We start from the raw sequence: 19,520 nt of genomic DNA, 5'->3' as shown, positions 1-19,520 counted from the left end.
CCAACTGGCTTTTCTACAAGCTATTTTTATGTCCTGAGGGGTAACTGTTGTTTTGCTTCTAATTAAATGCCCCATGTTTTTAATTATGTTCCATTTTAATTTCGTCAAAAAGCTCTTCTCGAGCGATAGCTGTACTCCTAAAAGCCAGGTTCTTTTATGTGATAATTTTTCTGTTCCTCTCTCCATATATATGATAGTAAACCACCTATTTGGAGAGGAGAGCACTCAAATGAAGCAGGCATTACGAGATTGTTTGTCGATAAATGAATACAGAATTAGTGCCATCATTATTGGTTTTTTTATAACGCTCGGGGTTACCATGTTTCAGTATGTACGCCTTGGGACTATAGACATGAATGTTCAGAACTTAATTTTAACCTTTATTTACGTGATCGGAGGAATTCAGGTTTCCCAGCATGTCAAAGATATAGCAATCAAGAATCGTGAAGATCGAGCAGACCGAGCAGACCGAGCAGCTCAAAATGAACCATAAAAAAGGAGACCTGGAAGGGCCTCCTTTTAATGTCTTACGAAAACATGCTCGTAGAATGTTTGGGCTGTACACGTGCGCCCGGATCTATATAAGCTTTTGCATTATTGACAGCTGTCGGTCCTTCTCCAAAACCGGAGGCAATTAATTTGACTTTACCGGGATACGTACAAATATCACCGGCTGCATAAATCCCTTTTATATTGGTTTCCATCTTAGAATTCACAACAATGCTGTTTTTATCAATTTCAAGCTCCCAGTCCTTAATGGGACCCAGGGACGATATAAATCCGTAGTTAACGATAACATCATCAACATCAATCGTCTCTACACGATCCCCTTTGACTTCATGTAATTCAACTTGCTCTATTCGTTCTTCACCAATCATTTTTTCAGGCGCAAAAGGAGTCATTAATTTCACATTAGAGTTCTCCAATTGGGCTACACTATGTTCGTGAGCTCTGAATTTATCCCTTCTGTGGACCAGTGTCACCTGGTTTGCAATAGGTTCGAGCATAAGAGCCCAGTCTACAGCGGAGTCGCCGCCACCACAGATCATGACATTCTTACCGGCAAATTTATTCATATCATTAACATGATAATGCAAATTGGTATCTTCATATTTATCAGTACCTTCAATTTTAAGCTTGCGCGGCTGGAAGGCCCCATTTCCTGCTGTAACAATCAGGGTTTTCGTATAATGTACTTCCTTGTTGGTGGTTAGTTTAAGAACATCATCTTCTACACGCTCGACTGATTCAACAGACTGTTCCAATGCAATCGTTGGGTCAAACGCCATTGCCTGCTCTTCAAGGTTATCAACCAGCTCCTGAGCACGGACTCTTGGAAAGCCTGCTACATCGAAAATATATTTTTCAGGATATAATGCAGTGAGCTGGCCGCCAAGATGAGGAAGACTCTCGATGATTTTGACACTGGCTTGACGCATACCACCGTAAAAAGCGGTGAATAAGCCAACGGGTCCAGCACCAATGACCGTTATATCATATATCTTATCACTCATAATTTACCTCCTGTTGAAAAATGTCACTAATGTACATTCTATCACAAAATATTTTTGAATGGGAAACAGCCCTATTGAAACCCTTTACAATAACACGTAATAATTCCATTATTTTGATAAAGAGATTTTGGGTTGAAAATAAAAATAAAAAAGTCTAATATGAGACTAGACACTAGTTAACGAATTTGTGACAAACATATTAGAATAACGACAATTTTTTTATAATATTATGTGTGAAAGTAGTCACAAAGAAAACTCAGCGGATAAATAAAATATTACGAGATGGAAGTGATTATTCATGAAAAATCCTAACATAGTCATCCTCGGTGCAGGATATGGAGGTATTATTACAGCTGTTAAACTTCAAAAAAGTTTAGGTGTAAATGAAGCAAACGTTACATTGGTAAACAAACACAGCTACCATTACCAAACCACCTGGCTACATGAAAATGCTGCAGGTACACTTCACCATGACCATACACGTATTCCTATTAAAGACGTTATCAATACAAGTAAGATCAACTTTGTGCAGGATACGGTAACAGAAATTAAGCCATCCGAAAAACGAGTTATGCTCGAAAATGGCGATTTAATGTACGATTATTTAGTCATTGGTTTAGGTTATGAAGCAGCTACATTTGGAATTCCAGGTTTAAAAGAGCATGCTTTCACGATTGGAAGCATCAACAGTGCTCGCCTGATTCGTCAGCATATCGAGTACAACTTTGCTAAATACAATAACGAAGCAGATAAAAAAGAAGAGCGTTTAAACCTTGTAGTAGGCGGAGCTGGCTTCACTGGGATTGAATTTGTTGGTGAGCTTGCGAACCGTGTTCCACAGTTATGCCGAGAGTATGATATTCCTCGTGAAAAGGTACGTATTATTAACGTGGAAGCTGCTCCGTCAGCTTTGCCAGGTTTCGACCCTGAGCTTGTTGAATATGCCATGAACTCTCTAGAAGGCCGTGGAGTTGAATTCAAGATCGGGGCTATGATTAAAGAAGTTACTGAAAATAAACTGGTTTTTGAAAAAGATGAACAGCGTGAAGAAATTCCTACGAACACAGTTGTTTGGGCCGCCGGCGTACGCGGAAACAGCTTGGTCGAACAAGCTGGATTTGAGTCTAACAGGGGACGTACTCCTGTAAGTGATGATTTGCGCCCTGCAGGACATGACGATGTATTTATCGTAGGTGACTGTGCTTTGCTTATTAACGAAGAAACAGAACGCCCATATCCGCCTACAGCTCAAATTGCCATTCAAATGGCTGAGCAGACAGCAGACAACCTTACCAAGCTTGTAAAAGGAGATAAGCATTTGGAGCCATTCACTCCAGACCTTAAAGGTACTGTTGCTTCTCTAGGTCACAAAGATGCTATTGGTGTAGTGTTTAACGACAAGAAACTCTTCGGCTGGTCTGCTTCTGCTATGAAGAAGGTAATTGATAATCGTTATCTTCTTAAACTTGGCGGTCCAGGTCTTGTTTTGAAGAAAGGTAAGCTGAACTTTTTCCAATAATGTTGTGAATCACTTGTTCAAGAAGCAAAGGCAGATCGCTGCCTTTGCTTTTTTCTTAGCTTATATAGAGCGCTTGCGCTTTACTATTATCAGTTATAGAATGAGTTTTGGAGGTAATTAGGCAAGTGTAAGTTTAGGGGGAACTTCATTGAACATCGTACAGTTTTTTGTTTCTATTTTATTGTTTTTTGTATTGTTTTTTGGGATATCTTTCCTTTTGAACATGCTTTTACGGTCCTCGTGGGTCATGTCATTTGTTTATCCAGTGATCGTTCTGTTTATCGTTGACGACTTTCCCTGGACGGAGTACTTTTCACAACCAACCACTTCTTTTCCGACTGTATTTGCAAAGTTAGTAAATTTACAAGTAGTTGATATATTGATTTTGGCGAGCGGTTTAGCTGGTACCATTGTCGCTGGTCTTGTTATCCGCTGGTTAAGGAAAAATGGCTATCAAATGTTTTAATAAACAGCCTCTTCTATTTAGAGAAGAGGCTGTTTTCTATAAGTTCTATTAATGGATAATGGATTGCACCCCTAGGAGTGACACCTCGCGAGCTCTTTACTTCTCTCAGGGGAAAGAAAATGAGTTTACTTTCTTTTTAGTAGGCTCTGTTATAGTTATTGTTGATTTTTCATCAGGCTTATTACGCAATAGGGCCGGATTGTTGAAGACTCGATTTCGAGATATTGGTTATGAGGAAGGTCCTTCGGGGGACGATTTCGCTTTCCGCGGGCATGTGCTGAGCTTCCTCGGGCTTAACAGCCCTGCGGGATCTCACCGATCATGTTCATCCCGCAGGAGTCTACATCGTCCCCCTCCGGGCCTGGCCGAATCAGAAACTCGAAACCATTTGAGATATCTTCTTGATGCACAAAATGAGCATGGGAGCATGAGGATTTGTCATGCTATAAAGATGGGGAATAGCCTGTCATAGGAGCATTTAAGACCAGTTAAGAAAAAGAGCACACTCTCTTCAGGCAGGGCCCGTTATTCTCCTGTGGCTGGGTTGGGGGGAAATGGCGAGACTACCATGGGAGAAGGGACTAGGTGAGATCCCGCAGGGAGTGAAACGAGCGAGGAAGCTCACCGTTCCCCCATAGGAAAGTGTCCAAATGTGGAATCACCCCGATAGACACGAACAGCATAAGCCGACCATCAAAAGGACGGTGGTCTTTCCGTCTGTTGATGAACGGCTTATGTCTCGAGTGTCTGGGTGATGGAACAAGACGAGTTATTTCCCCACCAACCCTCATCCCCATAGAGTAACGGACCCAATTTATCTCGAAATCAAGTCTTCAAGTAATGGAAGCTTTACCTTAATAACAACACGGAAGGTTAACAGAGCTTTTTAGTAAAGTATGAGAATCACTTTATAGACGTCCGCTTTTCATATTTCCGTTGAATACTTCTGAATAAATTATTCGAGCTTGGACATGATTACACCTAGAGGTGATTTTCATGAGCAAGCGCCTGAAAAAAACGTTGCTAATTACATTGTTTGCCTTAGCTTTATACAATACAGTAGCTAATGTGTCCAATCTATCAATGGGAGATTTTGATGAGTGGATCTCTGTTAAGTTTCAAAAGGACGCTCCTGAATATATTTTGGAAGCTTCCGCCATTCAGCCTGTGCTTCTTTCAAGGGCCGCTGAAGAATCTGAACGAAAGCTTGTAGAAACGCTTGATCTATCTCAATTTCAATCTCACACTGTCACAGCTACTGGGTACACAGCAGGTCCGGAATCCACAGGAAAAACCCCGGATCACCCTGGTTATGGCATTACTTTTTCGGGGGTTAATGTAAAAAGAGATTTATATTCAACGATTGCTGCCGATCTGGATGTATTTCCTATAGGTACCGTACTCTTTATTCCTGATTATGGTTATGGGGTAGTGGCAGATAAAGGTGCTGCTATTCAAGGGAATGAACTTGATTTATACTTTCCAACCGTAGAAGAGGTTTACAAACAGTGGGGTAAAAAAACGTTAGATGTATATATAATAGAAGAGGGTAATGGAACTCTTTCAGAAGAGCGATTGAATGTACTGAATGAAAACGAGTCCTTACAAGTATTCCGATCTCAAATTTTAAAACGTTAAAGAAGAAGGGTTCTCTCGTAGAACCCTTCTTCTTTAACGTTAATTATATTTAGATCTCAAAATTGCAGGTTAGTAAATCCAGGCGTAGAGCAGAAAGGTTAATAAAATTCCTGTTAATCCTCCGAAGAAAACCTCAATAGGCTGATGACCTAATAATTCTTTCAGCTCTTCTTTCTTCTGGTATTGTTCTTTATTACCCCAATCTCTTGCTTCGTTCACAAACCGGTTAAAATCATTCGTTAAAATGTTCAGCATAATGGCCTGTTCTCCAGTTTGCCTCCGAACTCCCGTTGAATCGAACATGACAATGATGGTAAACACACAAGCAACGGCAAAAATCGATGAATTAAAGCCCTGCTGGATTCCGACGCCTGTAGCGAGCGCCGTTACGGCAGCTGAATGACTGCTCGGCATGCCTCCGGTGCTGAATGCCAGACTGGGGTTAAAGTTTCTAGATGCAATAAATTGAATCGGAATTTTCACTATTTGAGCAAAAAAAATCGAAGCAATTGAAGCCCATAAAGGGAAATTATGCAGTAAGTCCAACAACATGTTGACATCCTTTCCACAAATTAAGAAATGTATGTATATAAAATTGCATGTTCTGACTTTTATTAAATCAGAACATGGTAATTATATCATAATTTCAAGTTGAACGTTTTAAAAAAGCATACAGGTAAAGGGGGAACACTTACCTGGTCATAATTTTAAACTTGATTAGGAATACTTGAATAAAGACCTTTAAACTTAAACGATAGAAATGGGGTTGAAATTAGAAGATGTGGGCCCAAACGTAACCAAAGAAACTGTATAAGATAAAGAAAGCTGTCATGCAGGGGGTAATACTATGGCCTTACAATTACCTGATTCCACCCCTCGATCTATTCTTAAGACGGATCGATTAAAAAGCATCTATAAAAACCAAGGTAAATGCGTAGTCGTTTATACCCGGGAACTTACCTTTCGGGGGATACTTGAACAGATACGTCCCGAGTTTTTCCTGATAATTGCAGGAGATACAATTTATGAACTGGACCTAAAAGAGCTGATTGAAATTAAACAAAATTAAAGACACCCTCTACTGAAGAGGGTGTCATTGATTACTCTTGAATGGCAGCCTCAAGCGCTACCTCAATCATTTCATTAAAGGTGGTCTGGCGCTCTTCTGAAGTCGTTTCTTCCCCTGTAAGGATATGATCGCTTACGGTTAGTACGGATAGAGCTTGACAACCATGTTTGGCTGCTAAGGTATAAAGAGCTGTGGTTTCCATCTCAACCGCTAATACATTATAGTCAGCCAGCTGTTTAAATAAATCCATCGCATTGTCTCGATAAAAACTGTCGCTCGTAAATACATTGCCGACCCGTAATTTTAACCCTTTTTCCGTACCGGCTTCATAAGCATTTTTTAATAAATTGAAATCTGCTGCAGGAGCGAAATCGATACCGCCAAAAACCATCCGGTTCATTTGTGAATCCGTTGTGGAAGTAGAAGCAAGGATAACATCTCTGACTTTCACATCATTTTGCAAGGCTCCGCAAGATCCAACACGAATTAATTGCTTTACACCATAGCCTTCGATCAATTCATTTACGTATATTGAAATGGACGGAACACCCATGCCTGTACCTTGTACAGATATCCGTTCTCCTTTATAGGTCCCCGTATAACCATACATTCCGCGGACCTCGTTATAACAAACAGGATCGTCTAAGAAGTTTTCAGCTATATATTTAGCTCGTAAAGGGTCTCCGGGAAGAAGGATTTTTTCTGCTATTTCTCCCTTTTCAGCCCCAATATGTGTTGTCATTATTTTAACCTCCTAAGGTATCGTTTTACCTACTTTAAATTACCACACACCATTTCAGATGACAAATTAGGTGGGGGGTCAAAGTAAATTGAACGGTGAAAAGTATTAATAATTACTCAAATGATAAAGAAATTCCTTTTCATATAGAATCATTCCTATCAATAGGGAGCATTCTGTTATAATTAAATGGAAGAAGAAAGTAAGGAGTGCTGGTCAGATGAACATTTCAATATCCCAGCTGCCTGGGATTGGTCAAAAAATCTCTTTAAAAACAGGTGAAGACAGCATGCTTGTGTTAATTGTCCACCACACAGGCAAAAGAGAACTTTATTTTTTCGAAGAAGCAGATAGTGAAGAGGCTGATTTTGCAATGGATCTTACATCTGATGAGACAAGAGAGCTTGGAGCACAATTATTAGGTGCTACTTACCAGCCGGTAGATGCTGATAAATTGAAAATTTTCAAGAATCAGATTGTTATTGACTGGGTTGAATTATCGAAGCGTTCAAGTATTGCTCATCAGACAATTGAAGAATCCGAAATAAGGAATAAGACAGGGGCCACCATTATTGGTATTGTCAAAGGGGATGAAACGATCGCCATTCCTGAGGCGAATACTACATTGGTACCCGGAGACGTCATCATGACAATTGGTAAACAGGATCAAATCGACACATTGTCAGATTTGTGTAAAGGAGAGGAATGATCATAGGTGCCTACTGATTTTCCGGCTTTACTGGGGGCAGGGCTTATTTTACTCTTCATCTTTTACTTAGGCTTCTTAAGTTTGAAGATAAAAGTACCCAATGTCATTTTATACATTTTATTAGGGATAATATTGGCTGACTTCCTCCACGACAGCGAATTGCTGCATTTTGCCAGTGAAATCGGAATTGTATTACTTTTTTTCATATTAGGACTCGAGTTTAATGTGAATCGTCTGGGCGGCATTGCGAAAAAGATATGGCCTTCCGGGCTTCTCGACGTTTTCTTAAGCCTGGGGGTTACAACGGGGATTGCTCTTTTATTTAATTTAGATCTATTTTCAAGTTTCTTGATTGGCGGCATTACGTATGCGACCAGTTCTTCCATTACAGCCAAGCTGTTAGATGACCGAGGACGTATGGCTAATACGGAAACCGAATTTATGCTGGCTATCCTCATATTTGAAGATCTGGTTGCGCCCATAGTAGTAGCTATCTTATTTGGAGTGAGTTCAGGAGAAAGCTTTACTTCTCTCACTTTTATTCTGCTAGTAGGTAAAATTTTAGGGTTGGCAGCATTAGCTATTATATTAAGCAAAACCCTTTTTAAACGTTTCGAAACGTTTCTTGATCGAATTGATGATGAAGATTTTAAGATAGCGCTGTTGGTCGGGATTGCCCTTTCCTTTGGGGGACTCGCGCTGTTACTTGGATTATCTGAAGTGTTGGGTGCATTCTTAGCGGGGATGATGCTAGCAGAGATCGGAAAGATTGAAAAAGTCGAGCAGACCGTCTACCCTGTTAGAGATTTAATGCTTCCTACTTTTTTTATCTACTTTGGGACGACCATTGAGCTTGGAGACGGGGTGCCCATGGTTGGCCTGCTTGTTTCCATCTTGGTGTGGTCTGTATTTTCTAAGATATTATTAGGAGTGCTTGGCGGTCCGTTGTATGGATTGTCCAAGCGTGTTTCTCTAAGAGCGGGATTATCCATGTGTGCACGTGGAGAGTTTTCCGTAGTCATTGCAAGTACAGCTGTAGGGGTCCTGAAAGTTTTCAGTGGTTTATATATCGTCATTGCTGCATTTGTAGGAATGCTCTTATTTGAACAAGCCTCGTGGATTACGAATAAAGTGTATGGAAAACCAGTTAAGAAAAAGAAGAATTTAAAAGTTCCCGGCGGTTAATGAAGCAATAAGAGGGAGCCGATCCTGCACCCCCTCCTCAGGGAGATAATTATGACTTGAAGTATTGGCTTTCTAAATCTTCCAGCTGCTGCTTGGCGTTTTGATTAAATTCTGTTTCTCTTCTAGTCAGTTTTGTCTTTAACTTTTCAACAGCCTGTTTTAGTGACGCTTCATAATCTGGAACCGTATCTTCTTCAAAGGGATGGACCGCTTCTTTTTGGACATTAGCTTTTTCATTAAAGCTGAGAGCCTTACGTTGATGGAAAAACACATCTTCTGTTTGACCTGGATTATGGAGGTCACCTTGCATCGGGTGTTTATCTACGGCAAGTATCTTAACTAGATAGAAGCGGTTGCGGTCTTCTACGACCTCTCCTACATAAATTCCTGTTTTATAGTGAGCTTTCACAAGAGCTCCTTTTTCAAATTCAGCCATGGCAATTCCTCCTTTTATCATTCATTGTACCAAAGATTTAAATTGTGAAGAAATAGTGAAGCTCGTGAAAAACGGGAGGAGAATTTGATATAATGACAGGAGATATGGAAGGAAGTGATCGTCCTATGATGGAATTTTTATACTTTCCAGAAGATAAATCCGAGTACATTCCGGCTGTACTTATGCTTATTTTATTTATCGTTGCTGCGGCTGTAACGATGGTTGTTATCATTAAGGCCTCCCGTAAAGAAGAGAAGAAAACAGAAGAAACGTTTTATCCTAAGGATCATAAAGAGAGCGAACACTGATAATTCTAATAAACCACGCCGATTCAAGGCGTGGTTTTGTTATATAATATTGAATGATGGGGGACAATAATCATAACATTGAGGTCTGAAATGGAGGGACATCATGTACAAATGGTTATGGTCAGTTCTTGCTATCTTAATTATGCTGGTTGGTTGTTCTGGAGAAGAGAGATCGCCACTTGAAATATCTATCTATAATAGTGAAAATGATAAAATTGGTACCGCGACTTTTACGGAACGTCCAGAAGGGGTAGAAGTAGCCCTTAAGGTTGAAGGAGTCGAGCCTGGCATGCATGCGGTTCATATTCATGAATTCCCTGAGTGCGAACCTCCTGATTTTAAGAGTGCAGGCAACCATTTTAATCCAATGGCTAAAGAACATGGGTTAATGAATACGAATGGTGCCCACACAGGAGACATGGCCAATATAGAAGCAGATGGAAGTGGAATGATTGATGTAAAACTGACTTTAAGTGAAGCTAAACTTAAGGAAGCCCAGCAATCTCTGCTAAGGAAGGAAGGTACATCTATTGTCCTGAGCAGCGGTGTAGATGATGGAATGTCTCAACCGTCTGGTAATTCTGGCGAACGTATCGCTTGTGGAGAGATTACGTTAAAAGCAGATGAAGATAATACAACGGATCCTACCGAGCCAGATACAAAGCAAGAAGAGAGTTAAATGGGTCTTCCTTTTTAAGAGGGCTGCTGAAAACTCTTGTCTATCGAAAATCACTTAAACGAGTGGACTTTCGGCTCTTGCCGTTTCTGCAGGCGTCATCACCGACAGCTTAGTACAGAATCAACAGAAGCTCATCTTCGGGTCTCAAAGGTGTGTGTTCAAGGGGCGATGACAAGTTTCACGACTAATGTGAAACGAATCGTGATGAATAGAGGGCATAAATCTCTTGATAGAATTAAAAAGCGGACTGTACGGAAATTAAATTCCACACAGCCCGCTTTTTTTTAATCATTAATACACTTAAGCTTTTTAGAGGCGGCCTTTTAAGAAGATTTTATTCGTTCTGATGAACAGCTTCAATAATCCGAGTCACTCCATCTTCAAGAATAGACATAGGAGCGGCTATGTTAATCCGCATAAAACCTTCTCCTTCTTCTCCAAAAGAAGCCCCATCGTTCAGGCCGACTTTAGCTTGCGTTTGCATAAAGGATTTAAGGTCTTTTTGTTCGAGGCCGAGAGAGCGGCAATCCAGCCAAAGAAGGTAGGTTCCTTCTGCTGGAAGGACTCGAATGGATTGGGTTTCTTCTTGGAATCGTTTCATGACATAGTCACGATGGTTTTCTAATGTTTGGTTTAATTCTTCCAGCCATTCCTCGCCGTATTCATAGGCGGCTTCCATAGCTGTAATGCCAAGTGTATTTAACATAACCATTCCCTGGTTCTTAAATTGCTGGTCGATTTGTTCTCTTAATTCTTTATTCGCTGTCACTAAATAGGAGGCTTGCAGCCCTGCAAGATTAAATGTCTTAGTAGGCGACAAACACGTGACGGTACGCTGATTGATATCTTCATTTAAAGAAGCTATTGGAATATGAGTATGACCACTGAAAATTAAATCGGCATGGATTTCATCCGCAATGATCATCACATCATGTTTCACGCAAATTTCACTCATTTTGATTAATTCGTCTTTTGTCCATACACGTCCCACTGGATTGTGAGGATTGCACAAAATGAACATTTTGACCTGATGATTTTTTATTTTTTGCTCGAAATCTTCGAAATTAATTTCGTAACGATCCCCAGTAAATTCTAGAGGATTGGTGATCAACTCTCGTTCATGGTCTTTTACCACGCTGTAGAAAGGTGGATAAACAGGAGTTTGGATCAACACGGGATCTTTTTCTTGGGTTAACGCTTGAATAATCATATGCAAGGAAGGTATTACTCCAGGGCTATATGTAATCCAGTCAGCTTCCACTTCCCAATTGTGTCTCTTATCGAGCCAACCTGTTATTTTATTTTTTATAAGGTTATCCGGCCAAGTATAACCAAAAATGCCATGTTCAACTCTGTCTTGAAGAGCCTTTTTCACTGCTTCAGGTATCTGAAAATCCATGTCAGCTACCCACATGGGCAGTACTTCTTTATCCTGATACAAATCTTCAGCCATATCCCATTTAACCGATCTTGTTCCTTTTCTGGGTGTTACTGTATTAAAACGACTCATCGTCAGCCCTCCATCTCTTGTTGGTTTACTATTTATAATAACCTATGGATTTAGATAAATGAAAATATATCGTTTCTAACTATTGTTATGTTCAGGGTAGCCATTTTCAAAAAAAATAAGCAAAGCGAGCGTACGCTTTGCTTACACAGGGGGAATACGAGAAAGTCTTACGTTATACATTATTACCACATTTAATAGATATTAAACCTATTTATTTATTTTTTTTGCTGATTTAAATCGTATAAGAGATTCATAGCCCGCAGAACGTCCTGTTCAGAAAAATCACGAGCCTTTTTTAAGATTAGTTTTGAGCGTTTAACCCCAATTTCTTTAATAAGGGTTTGTAATTCATCATCCATCAGAGTATCTTCTTCTTCCGTTTCCATTAACTCTGACGCGGGAATATCAAGTACAGTAGAAATTTTTAAGATGGTATCGAGCTCGGGAACTCGTTCGTTATTTTCATAGCTTTCTAATGTATGAACTCCCATTCGTGCTTTCATCGCTAGTTCATCTTTTGTAACCTTTTTTAATTCTCTGTGTTTACGAATATTATCCCCAATTGACATGATTGTTCCTCCTCTGTGGTTTTCTCCATTATACCATGGAGGATAATGGAGAAAACCTGAATTCACAAAAGGGTCACTAAAGAAATTGTCACAAACTGACGAACATAATCTATTGATTTTATTCTGTTTATAGTTTTGCTAAATGGGCTGAACTGTGGTAAAATCATTAATTGCGTGAAAAGAATCGAATAATATATATCAGGAGTTGTATAGCATGTCAGAGAAGTTTCAAGAAGGTCAAGTATTAGAAGGTAAAGTCACAGGAATTCAACCATATGGTGCATTCGTTGCGCTTGATGATCAAGTACAAGGTTTAGTCCATATTTCTGAAGTGACACACGGTTTTGTGAAAGATATTAACGAGCACCTTTCTGAAGGAGATGAAGTGCAAGTTAAAATCTTGAATATCGATGAAAAGAGCAATAAATATTCTCTTTCTATTCGTGCCACACAAGAAGCTCCCAAGGCTGAACAGCGTCGCCCGCGTAAACAAGCGGCACCTAAACAGCAACAACAGGAAGATGCTTCTGCAGGATTTAACACTTTGAAGGATAAGCTTGAAGACTGGATTAAGCAGTCTGATGATCGTGAAAAGTACCGTAAATAATGTCCGTGACTAAAAATGGCTCAGGTTATCTAACCTGAGCCATTTTTTTATTCTGTTGATTCTACTGTAGAGTCACTATACTCAGCAGCAGGTGAGAAGTAAATGGAAATGGCGATAAGTCCACTAATGCCGACGAGAGTATAGATGACACGAGCAAAAGCTCCACTCTGCTCTCCACCACCAAACAAACCAGCAACCAGGTCATATTGGAATAGCCCAATTAATCCCCAGTTGATAGCTCCGACAATAATTAGAAGTAAAGCTACACGTTGAATCCAACTCATGATAAAACCCTCCTGTTCAAGTTTGAAATAGAATCATTTTTAGCTTGAGCCACCTTCCAAATAATATACATTTTGCATATCTTTTGAGCCCTAGACAAAAATGAGGGATAATGTAATAGGTAAACATAGTTAAGAAAGGAGTTTCTATAGATGGATACTTTTACATTTTATAATCCAACTAAATTAATTTTTGGTAAAGATCAAGTAACCCAGCTGCCGTCTCAATTACCTGAAGGTACTAAAAAAGTACTGCTGGTATATGGTGGAGGAAGTATTAAGAAAAATGGGGTTTATGATCAGGTGGTTGAACAATTAAATCAAGCAGCCGTTGAAATCCTTGAACTCTCTGGAGTTGAGCCTAACCCTAAATTGACAACTGTGAAAAAAGGGGTGGAGATTTGCAAGCGAGAAGGTGTTGATTTTCTGATAGCCGTTGGCGGTGGAAGTGTCATCGACTGTACAAAAACGATCGCAACTGGCGCAAAATATGAAGGAGACCCATGGGACCTTGTCACAAGGAAAGAAAAACCTGAGGATGCTATTCCTTTTGGTACTGTATTAACACTTGCCGCTACTGGTTCAGAAATGAATGCTGGTTCTGTTATTACCAATTGGGAGACCAATGAAAAGTATGGGTGGGGAGCACCGCCTTATACTAATCCTTTATTTTCCATTTTAGATCCTCAATATACTGTTTCTGTTCCCAAAGACCAGACCGTATATGGAATTGTGGATATGATGACTCATATGTTAGAGCAATATTTCCATAATCCAACGCAATCTCCTGTTCAGGATGAGATGATTGAAGGTGTATTAAGAACGGTTGTAAATACGGCACCTAAGCTTCTCGATAATCCGGAATCCTACGAGCATCGTGAAACGATTCTTTATTCAGGTACGATTGCTTTGAATGGTATGCTCCAAATGGGATATCGAGGTGACTGGGCAAGTCATAATATTGAACATGCCGTTTCGGCTGTATACGACATTCCCCATGCGGGAGGTCTTGCTATCTTATTCCCTAACTGGATGAAGCACAACTTAGATGTAAACCCAGATCGTTTCAAGCAGTTGGCTGTGAAGGTATTCGGAGTTACTACCGAAGGAAAATCAAGTCGCGAGGTTGGCGAAGAGGGGATTGAAGCTCTTCGTACATTTTGGAGTTCTTTAGGAGCTCCAGAAACACTGGACTACTATGGTATAAACGATGAGAAATTTGATGTAATTACTGATCGAGCAATGAAAAGAGGACCTTTCGGAAACTTTAATCAATTAGAATCGGAAGATGTCGTTCAAATTTTAGAAATGTCTAAATAAGCTGCTTAAGAGAGATCCATAACAAATTGTTCTGGATCTCTTTTTTAATGTATCCGTTTACAATTTTAAGTTTGCTTGATTATAGGAGTAGGTTCCTATAAAGTGAAAATTGGATTAGGTTATTATATGACCAAATGGAGGGAAAGATATGACACACGTACGCTTTGATTATGAAAAGGCGCTGCCGTTTTTAGGTGAACACGAGTTGGATTATATGCAGGATGCCGTTACTCTAGCTCATGAAGCATTACACGAAAAAAAAGGAGCAGGAAGTGAATTTCTAGGGTGGTTGGATCTGCCGGAAGATTATGATAAAGAAGAATTTGAACGTATACATCAATCAGCTGAAAAAATTAAATCAGACTCTGATGTTCTGCTTGTCATAGGCATCGGCGGATCTTACCTCGGGGCACGAGCAGCTCTTGAGATGCTGAATCACAGTTTCTACAACGAACTTGCTTCTGAAGATCGTAATACTCCGCAAGTATTCTTCGTGGGCAACAGCATTAGTGCTCCTTATATGAATGAACTTTTTGATGTCCTGAAAAATAAGGATGTTTCGATTAATGTTATTTCCAAGAGTGGAACAACAACGGAACCTGCTATTGCTTTCCGTCTTTTCCGCAAGTTTCTAGAAGAAAAGTACGGAGTAGAGGAAGCACGTAAACGCATTTATGCTACCACGGATAAGGAAAAAGGAGCTTTGAAGACGTTAGCTTCAGAACAAGGATATGAAACCTTCGTCGTTCCTGATGACGTAGGTGGACGTTATTCCGTTTTGACAGCTGTGGGACTTCTTCCGATTGCGGCAAGTGGAATTGATATTAATGAAATGATGAAAGGCGCTCAGTCTGCACGACAGGAGTTAAGCTCAAGTAAGCTTTCAGAAAATCCTGCTTATCAATATGCAGCTGTTCGAAATGTTCTTTATAACAAAGGAAAAACAATTGAAATGTTAGTGAACTATGAGCCGTCTCTGCAGTATTTTGGAGAGTGGTGGAAGCAGCTGTTTGGTGAGAGTGAAGGAAAAGACCAAAAGGGCATCTTTCCTGCTTCAGCTAACTTCTCTACAGACCTGCACTCGCTTGGACAGTATGTGCAGGATGGGCGAAAAGACTTGTTTGAAACCGTCCTAAATGTCGAGCAGCCTGCTTCAGATATTACAATTGAAGAAGATGAGCAGAACTTAGACGGCTTGAACTATTTAGCTGGTAAAACGGTTGACCAGGTAAATGAAAAAGCTTATCAGGGTACTATGCTCGCTCATACTGATGGACAAGTTCCTAACCTTATTCTGAATCTTCCTGAAAGAAATGCCTATACGTTCGGTTATCTTGTGTACTTCTTCGAGAAGGCTTGTGCCATCAGTGGCTACTTACTCGGCGTAAACCCGTTTGATCAGCCTGGAGTGGAAGCATACAAGAAAAATATGTTTGCCCTTCTTGGGAAGCCAGGATTTGAAGAAGAAAAAGAACAGCTTGAAAAACGACTATAAGATTAAGCATTATTAAGTTTCAAGGATAGGAAATAATTAACACCTCAGGTCATCCATATTTTGGATGACCTGAGGTGTATTTAATTGGGCAAGCTAGTGCTAAAAGGAGTGGATAGAATGATACCATTATCTTCATCGCTAACTGGAAAAGTATATCGGTTTACGGATGCAGAACTTGCACTTAAACCAATTGGCTTTAAGCTTTCGGACAATTGGGATTATGAGCATGGATACTTTGATTATAAGCTTGATGACCATGTAGGCTATCAGTTTATACGGCTGCCATTTACAATGGAGTCTGGATCTATGGATGCTCCGACTGACTATGCGACCATCCGTATGGAAGAACCTTTCCTGCTATCACATAAATATAATCCTGGTCTTGATGATAACGTAAAGGAAGGTAATTTCCGGGCGATTTTTGATCAATTCTCAGAACCTGTAGATAAAGATGCTTCATTTCCAGAAGAGCACATTAGCACTGGGCAGGAAGTATTGGCAGAAGCTGAGCATGCTTTATTGACGAAGCGGGGAGAAAACGATTAAATAATCTCCTTTTTCCAATTTCATATCTCCATCGAGATCAAAAGAAACTTCTTTCCCCTTTTTAATACCGATAATTTGGCAGCTTTTCTTCAAGAAGTATTCTAGTGCTTGAATGATAGGCTGCCCTTCCAAATTTTCAGGTACTTTTTCTTCATGAAATTGTCTGGTCGTCAATAAATCCAGTAACAACTCAAAAGGCTGCACTGGATCATTGCGGTAAAGTTCATGGAAAAATAGACTGCTCATAAAATCATTTGATCGAATAACCGTGTTAGCTCCAGCTCTTTCTGCATTAATTCGCTGTCTGTCAGTCAGCACCTCGGCAATAATAAATAATTCCGGGTGATGTCCTTTTAGAGCTACAGTCTGGTGGATAACGGATTGGTCCGATTGTTCTTCACGTTTAGAAGGGTCTGCCGTAATCACTGCCATACGAGCTTCGCAAAGATTCGCTTTTAAGAGAATGTCTTCGTCGGTTGCATCTCCTTTAATAAAATGCACATACGACAAATTACGGTAAAATTCGTGCATAGTGCGATCAATGAGAACAATTCTTTCCTGGATTCCCTGAAATCCCATCATATCTATGAGCTGCCTTGTCCGTTCATTCCACCCGATGATCACCAGGTGATTTGATCCACGAAAGTCCACCTGTCCCCGAACTAAAGCTTCTTCATGTTTGACTGTGGAGGCTGACAACGTGGCCATGTAGAAGGTTACCAATCCTCCTCCAGTTAATATAAGCAGAATAGCCGTAATCTTTCCCAGGGCACTTAGCGGGACATAATCACCGTAACCTACTGTCGCCCCGGTAACAAATGCCCACCATACCCCGTCAAATAAAGTAGGGAAGCTTCTCGGCTCAATCCAATGGATAATCATACCGAAAAAAGTCATCATAACGATGACTGTCCCTAAAAGTCTTAAGAATAAAGGTACTTGAAAATATAGACGAACTAAGGATTGCATCATGAATGCCCCTTTTTTAGTTCATTATAGCTAATAAAATGGTGATTCAAACATAAAAAAACTTGCCCTAATCGCTTAGTGGCAAGTTAACTTTGAACTTATGCTAATGTTCTTATCATATCTTTGTAAACATAGTGCCAGAAGTTCTGATGATCTCGATAAGCTTTTGTGATAAAAGTAAGCATCTGTTTCTGCTTTTCCTGATAATCTTTTGTTTCTTTCTCAGGCAGGCTGCCGATGGAATCATCCAAAAACGTTTGCAGCTCTGGTGCTCTAGGTCCCCATGAACAAATCTCTTCCCCGTCTCTATCTATAAAGATGATGATCGGTATTGAACGGGATTTTCCGTTGGTAAGATAATGGTCCATTAATTCAAGATTTTCATCACGTCTTAAAAAATGAGTTTCAATATGACCAGCTTCTGCTAATCGAAGAAAAATAGGGACATTTAACATCGCATCTCCGCACCAGTCTTCCGTAAGAACGACGGCACGTATATCTTTTTTCTGAAGTTTTTCAAAAAAAGGATAGTCCTCTGTAGAGATATTAAAGTGCTCATATATATATATAAGATCTTTTTGGAACTTGTCCATTGAATCCACGTATTCTTGGGCTGTCATGCCTTTTTGAAACCAGTCTTCCAAATTCATCGAAACCCCTCCTTTTAAATACTACATCTCAAATACATTCCCTAAAGGATGATGGTTTAAGCATGATTTAGAAAACTAAGTGACTTTTTTGATATGATGATGAGAGAAAAAGGAGGAATCATAAAAATGAATGAAAACCGATTGGATTTTTTACTAGAATTGCTTCAAACTCCCTCTCCTTCCAGTATGGAGATGGAGATTCAAAAACGCTGGATTAAAGAAGTGAAACCATTTTCTCATGAAGTCAGAACGGATCATGCTGGAAATGCTATTGCGATTTTGAATCCGGAAGCGGAATTTAAGGTACTGCTGGCCGGCCACTGTGACGAAATCGCATTGGTGATTAATCGAATTGATGAACAGGGATATCTTCATTTTGACAAAATGGGAGGGATTAACCCGAAAGCAGCTGTTGGAATGAAAGTCACGATTTTAGGTTATGAAAGAACGTTGACAGGGGTGATAGGTGTTAATGCTCAGCACCATGGCGGATTAAAAGGAGACTTCGGCGTCGATGATTTATTCATTGATTGTGGTGCAAAATCTAAAGAAGAGATAGAAAAACTAGTGCAAATTGGTGATTTAGCGGTTTATAAACGTACCCCTGAAGTTATGATGGATCGCTACATAGCCGGACGAGGATTGGATAATCGGACCGGTCAATTCATTGTAGGAGAAGTACTGAGGCGCTTATCTGAAAAACAAGTGAAAGTGGGGGTATATGCGGCGAGTACGGTTAATGAAGAAACCAATATGGGAGGGGCGTTCTTTGCTGCTGCAGGTATTGAACCAACGATGGCTATTGCCTGTGATGTCACTTTCGCTACAGATTATCCAGGAGTGAACAAAAATAAATACGGGGATATTCAGTTAGATGAAGGTCCTGTTCTGGCAAAAGGAGCCCCAATCAATCGGAAGATCAACCAATTGCTAGAGAAAACGGCTAAAAAACTGGATATGAAAGTGCAGTACGAACTCACTCCAAGAATGACAGGTACAGATGCAGATAAAATGCGTCTAACTGGCAAAGGTGTTCCAGTAAGCCTTGTATCTCTACCACTAAGGTACATGCACTCTCCGGTAGAAACCGTAAGTATTAAAGATATTGACGAAGAAATTGATTTGTTAGTAGAGATGATTGCCAGCATGACAGGCGAAGAAAATTTAAATCCGTTAGAAGATTAATAATAGAACTATGAACCTCGTATCGAGTTATTTCCTTTACTTAATCCCTTCCTGTTTAGGAATAATTCATGATTATTTGGATATACTATCCATTAATGCTTTAAGTTTTATTTCCTTAACGAAGGA

The 19,520-nt window shown here is 39.9% G+C and carries 23 protein-coding genes; 14 read left to right on the top strand and 9 right to left on the bottom strand.

Going from position 1 to position 19,520, the window contains the following annotated elements; genetic code table 11:
* The first annotated feature begins 229 nt into the window (after positions 1-229).
* Positions 230-493: a hypothetical protein gene (locus tag HBHAL_RS14170; RefSeq protein WP_041601385.1), complete on the top strand. Its 264-nt coding sequence runs from the start codon at positions 230-232 to the stop codon at positions 491-493.
* A gap of 34 nt (positions 494-527) precedes the next feature.
* Here the strand turns inward: HBHAL_RS14170 and HBHAL_RS14165 are convergent, their stop codons facing one another.
* A complete protein-coding gene (locus HBHAL_RS14165) occupies positions 528-1,514 on the bottom strand; it encodes an NAD(P)/FAD-dependent oxidoreductase (protein ID WP_014644133.1) in 987 nt (328 codons plus the stop codon).
* 298 nt (positions 1,515-1,812) lie between these two features.
* On the opposite strand from HBHAL_RS14165, the gene HBHAL_RS14160 reads away from it, so the two are divergent.
* From HBHAL_RS14160 to HBHAL_RS14150, 3 genes are all read left to right on the top strand, one after another.
* Positions 1,813-3,033, top strand: a complete 1,221-nt coding sequence (locus HBHAL_RS14160) for an NAD(P)/FAD-dependent oxidoreductase (RefSeq protein ID WP_014644132.1) — start codon at positions 1,813-1,815, stop codon at positions 3,031-3,033.
* Positions 3,034-3,181: 148 nt separating this feature from the next.
* Positions 3,182-3,499, top strand: coding sequence for a YuiB family protein (locus HBHAL_RS14155; protein WP_014644130.1), 318 nt, complete (start codon positions 3,182-3,184; stop codon positions 3,497-3,499).
* 996 nt (positions 3,500-4,495) lie between these two features.
* Positions 4,496-5,137 (top strand): 3D domain-containing protein, encoded by a 642-nt coding sequence (locus HBHAL_RS14150; RefSeq protein WP_014644129.1) that lies wholly within the window; start codon positions 4,496-4,498, stop codon positions 5,135-5,137.
* A 69-nt stretch (positions 5,138-5,206) separates the two neighbouring features.
* Here HBHAL_RS14150 and HBHAL_RS14145 read toward each other — a convergent pair whose 3' ends face one another.
* Positions 5,207-5,689 (bottom strand): divergent PAP2 family protein, encoded by a 483-nt coding sequence (locus HBHAL_RS14145; RefSeq protein ID WP_014644128.1) that lies wholly within the window; start codon positions 5,687-5,689, stop codon positions 5,207-5,209.
* A gap of 295 nt (positions 5,690-5,984) precedes the next feature.
* Here HBHAL_RS14145 and HBHAL_RS14140 point away from each other — a divergent pair, with 295 nt between their 5' ends.
* The gene (locus tag HBHAL_RS14140) at positions 5,985-6,206 is read left to right on the top strand and encodes a hypothetical protein (RefSeq protein ID WP_014644127.1); all 222 of its coding nucleotides are present in this window, start codon (positions 5,985-5,987) and stop codon (positions 6,204-6,206) included.
* Positions 6,207-6,237: 31 nt separating this feature from the next.
* On the opposite strand, the gene deoD is transcribed toward HBHAL_RS14140, so the two are convergent.
* A complete protein-coding gene (gene deoD / locus HBHAL_RS14135) occupies positions 6,238-6,948 on the bottom strand; it encodes a purine-nucleoside phosphorylase (RefSeq protein ID WP_014644126.1) in 711 nt (236 codons plus the stop codon).
* A gap of 217 nt (positions 6,949-7,165) precedes the next feature.
* Here deoD and HBHAL_RS14130 point away from each other — a divergent pair, with 217 nt between their 5' ends.
* Both HBHAL_RS14130 and HBHAL_RS14125 read left to right on the top strand, forming a co-directional pair.
* A complete protein-coding gene (locus HBHAL_RS14130) occupies positions 7,166-7,654 on the top strand; it encodes a cation:proton antiporter regulatory subunit (RefSeq protein ID WP_014644125.1) in 489 nt (162 codons plus the stop codon).
* Between the two features lie 6 nt (positions 7,655-7,660).
* The gene (locus HBHAL_RS14125; protein ID WP_014644124.1) at positions 7,661-8,839 is read left to right on the top strand and encodes a cation:proton antiporter; all 1,179 of its coding nucleotides are present in this window, start codon (positions 7,661-7,663) and stop codon (positions 8,837-8,839) included.
* A 49-nt stretch (positions 8,840-8,888) separates the two neighbouring features.
* Here HBHAL_RS14125 and HBHAL_RS14120 read toward each other — a convergent pair whose 3' ends face one another.
* A complete protein-coding gene (locus HBHAL_RS14120; protein WP_014644123.1) occupies positions 8,889-9,275 on the bottom strand; it encodes a kinase-associated lipoprotein B in 387 nt (128 codons plus the stop codon).
* Positions 9,276-9,367: 92 nt separating this feature from the next.
* On the opposite strand from HBHAL_RS14120, the gene HBHAL_RS14115 reads away from it, so the two are divergent.
* Both HBHAL_RS14115 and HBHAL_RS14110 read left to right on the top strand, forming a co-directional pair.
* Positions 9,368-9,583: a hypothetical protein gene (locus HBHAL_RS14115; RefSeq protein ID WP_014644122.1), complete on the top strand. Its 216-nt coding sequence runs from the start codon at positions 9,368-9,370 to the stop codon at positions 9,581-9,583.
* 103 nt (positions 9,584-9,686) lie between these two features.
* Positions 9,687-10,262 (top strand): superoxide dismutase family protein, encoded by a 576-nt coding sequence (locus HBHAL_RS14110; protein ID WP_014644121.1) that lies wholly within the window; start codon positions 9,687-9,689, stop codon positions 10,260-10,262.
* Positions 10,263-10,596: 334 nt separating this feature from the next.
* On the opposite strand, the gene HBHAL_RS14105 is transcribed toward HBHAL_RS14110, so the two are convergent.
* Together HBHAL_RS14105 and HBHAL_RS14100 are read right to left on the bottom strand one after the other, a co-directional pair.
* Entirely contained in the window at positions 10,597-11,772 is a 1,176-nt protein-coding gene (locus tag HBHAL_RS14105; protein WP_014644120.1) for a MalY/PatB family protein, read from the bottom strand.
* A 215-nt stretch (positions 11,773-11,987) separates the two neighbouring features.
* Positions 11,988-12,341 (bottom strand): helix-turn-helix domain-containing protein, encoded by a 354-nt coding sequence (locus HBHAL_RS14100; RefSeq protein WP_014644119.1) that lies wholly within the window; start codon positions 12,339-12,341, stop codon positions 11,988-11,990.
* A 214-nt stretch (positions 12,342-12,555) separates the two neighbouring features.
* Here HBHAL_RS14100 and yugI point away from each other — a divergent pair, with 214 nt between their 5' ends.
* The gene (gene yugI / locus HBHAL_RS14095; RefSeq protein ID WP_014644118.1) at positions 12,556-12,948 is read left to right on the top strand and encodes a S1 domain-containing post-transcriptional regulator GSP13; all 393 of its coding nucleotides are present in this window, start codon (positions 12,556-12,558) and stop codon (positions 12,946-12,948) included.
* Positions 12,949-12,995: 47 nt separating this feature from the next.
* Here the strand turns inward: yugI and HBHAL_RS14090 are convergent, their stop codons facing one another.
* The gene (locus tag HBHAL_RS14090; RefSeq protein WP_014644117.1) at positions 12,996-13,232 is read right to left on the bottom strand and encodes a DUF378 domain-containing protein; all 237 of its coding nucleotides are present in this window, start codon (positions 13,230-13,232) and stop codon (positions 12,996-12,998) included.
* Positions 13,233-13,382: 150 nt separating this feature from the next.
* On the opposite strand from HBHAL_RS14090, the gene HBHAL_RS14085 reads away from it, so the two are divergent.
* The 3 genes from HBHAL_RS14085 (at position 13,383) to HBHAL_RS14075 (ending at position 16,590) form a co-directional block, all read left to right on the top strand.
* Complete coding sequence (locus tag HBHAL_RS14085) at positions 13,383-14,549, top strand: iron-containing alcohol dehydrogenase (protein ID WP_014644116.1); 1,167 nt, start codon at positions 13,383-13,385, stop codon at positions 14,547-14,549.
* A 148-nt stretch (positions 14,550-14,697) separates the two neighbouring features.
* The gene (locus HBHAL_RS14080; RefSeq protein WP_014644114.1) at positions 14,698-16,044 is read left to right on the top strand and encodes a glucose-6-phosphate isomerase; all 1,347 of its coding nucleotides are present in this window, start codon (positions 14,698-14,700) and stop codon (positions 16,042-16,044) included.
* Positions 16,045-16,161: 117 nt separating this feature from the next.
* On the top strand, positions 16,162-16,590 hold the full coding sequence (locus tag HBHAL_RS14075; RefSeq protein WP_014644113.1) for a YugN-like family protein: 429 nt from the start codon (positions 16,162-16,164) through the stop codon (positions 16,588-16,590).
* On the opposite strand, the gene HBHAL_RS14070 is transcribed toward HBHAL_RS14075, so the two are convergent.
* Positions 16,561-17,559, bottom strand: a complete 999-nt coding sequence (locus HBHAL_RS14070) for a potassium channel family protein (RefSeq protein ID WP_145956047.1) — start codon at positions 17,557-17,559, stop codon at positions 16,561-16,563. The genes HBHAL_RS14075 and HBHAL_RS14070 overlap by 30 nt on opposite strands.
* A gap of 98 nt (positions 17,560-17,657) precedes the next feature.
* A complete protein-coding gene (locus HBHAL_RS14065; protein WP_014644111.1) occupies positions 17,658-18,209 on the bottom strand; it encodes a thioredoxin family protein in 552 nt (183 codons plus the stop codon).
* Between the two features lie 126 nt (positions 18,210-18,335).
* Between HBHAL_RS14065 and HBHAL_RS14060 the strand changes: the two genes are divergently transcribed.
* Positions 18,336-19,394 carry a M20/M25/M40 family metallo-hydrolase gene (locus tag HBHAL_RS14060; protein WP_014644110.1) on the top strand — a complete coding sequence of 353 codons (1,059 nt, stop codon included), beginning with the start codon at positions 18,336-18,338 and terminating at the stop codon, positions 19,392-19,394.
* Positions 19,395-19,520: the final 126 nt, after the last annotated feature.

Origin of the sequence: Halobacillus halophilus DSM 2266, assembly GCF_000284515.1 — a bacterium.
Taxonomy (GTDB): domain Bacteria; phylum Bacillota; class Bacilli; order Bacillales; family Halobacillaceae; genus Halobacillus; species Halobacillus halophilus.
The sequence above is the reverse complement of the archived record's forward strand: the minus strand, read 5'-3'. Positions and strand labels throughout refer to the sequence as shown.

Coding starts and splice junctions, on each gene's coding strand:
- HBHAL_RS14120 (WP_014644123.1), bottom strand. CDS start 9,275: ATGGCTGAATTTGAAAAAGGAGCTCTTGTGAAAGCTCACTATAAAACA.
- HBHAL_RS14150 (WP_014644129.1), top strand. CDS start 4,496: ATGAGCAAGCGCCTGAAAAAAACGTTGCTAATTACATTGTTTGCCTTA.
- HBHAL_RS14085 (WP_014644116.1), top strand. CDS start 13,383: ATGGATACTTTTACATTTTATAATCCAACTAAATTAATTTTTGGTAAA.
- HBHAL_RS14110 (WP_014644121.1), top strand. CDS start 9,687: ATGTACAAATGGTTATGGTCAGTTCTTGCTATCTTAATTATGCTGGTT.
- yugI (WP_014644118.1), top strand. CDS start 12,556: ATGTCAGAGAAGTTTCAAGAAGGTCAAGTATTAGAAGGTAAAGTCACA.
- HBHAL_RS14140 (WP_014644127.1), top strand. CDS start 5,985: ATGGCCTTACAATTACCTGATTCCACCCCTCGATCTATTCTTAAGACG.
- HBHAL_RS14090 (WP_014644117.1), bottom strand. CDS start 13,232: ATGAGTTGGATTCAACGTGTAGCTTTACTTCTAATTATTGTCGGAGCT.
- HBHAL_RS14145 (WP_014644128.1), bottom strand. CDS start 5,689: ATGTTGTTGGACTTACTGCATAATTTCCCTTTATGGGCTTCAATTGCT.
- HBHAL_RS14130 (WP_014644125.1), top strand. CDS start 7,166: ATGAACATTTCAATATCCCAGCTGCCTGGGATTGGTCAAAAAATCTCT.
- HBHAL_RS14170 (WP_041601385.1), top strand. CDS start 230: ATGAAGCAGGCATTACGAGATTGTTTGTCGATAAATGAATACAGAATT.
- HBHAL_RS14065 (WP_014644111.1), bottom strand. CDS start 18,209: ATGAATTTGGAAGACTGGTTTCAAAAAGGCATGACAGCCCAAGAATAC.
- deoD (WP_014644126.1), bottom strand. CDS start 6,948: ATGACAACACATATTGGGGCTGAAAAGGGAGAAATAGCAGAAAAAATC.
- HBHAL_RS14080 (WP_014644114.1), top strand. CDS start 14,698: ATGACACACGTACGCTTTGATTATGAAAAGGCGCTGCCGTTTTTAGGT.
- HBHAL_RS14100 (WP_014644119.1), bottom strand. CDS start 12,341: ATGTCAATTGGGGATAATATTCGTAAACACAGAGAATTAAAAAAGGTT.
- HBHAL_RS14075 (WP_014644113.1), top strand. CDS start 16,162: ATGATACCATTATCTTCATCGCTAACTGGAAAAGTATATCGGTTTACG.
- HBHAL_RS14070 (WP_145956047.1), bottom strand. CDS start 17,559: ATGCAATCCTTAGTTCGTCTATATTTTCAAGTACCTTTATTCTTAAGA.
- HBHAL_RS14105 (WP_014644120.1), bottom strand. CDS start 11,772: ATGAGTCGTTTTAATACAGTAACACCCAGAAAAGGAACAAGATCGGTT.
- HBHAL_RS14160 (WP_014644132.1), top strand. CDS start 1,813: ATGAAAAATCCTAACATAGTCATCCTCGGTGCAGGATATGGAGGTATT.
- HBHAL_RS14115 (WP_014644122.1), top strand. CDS start 9,368: ATGACAGGAGATATGGAAGGAAGTGATCGTCCTATGATGGAATTTTTA.
- HBHAL_RS14165 (WP_014644133.1), bottom strand. CDS start 1,514: ATGAGTGATAAGATATATGATATAACGGTCATTGGTGCTGGACCCGTT.
- HBHAL_RS14060 (WP_014644110.1), top strand. CDS start 18,336: ATGAATGAAAACCGATTGGATTTTTTACTAGAATTGCTTCAAACTCCC.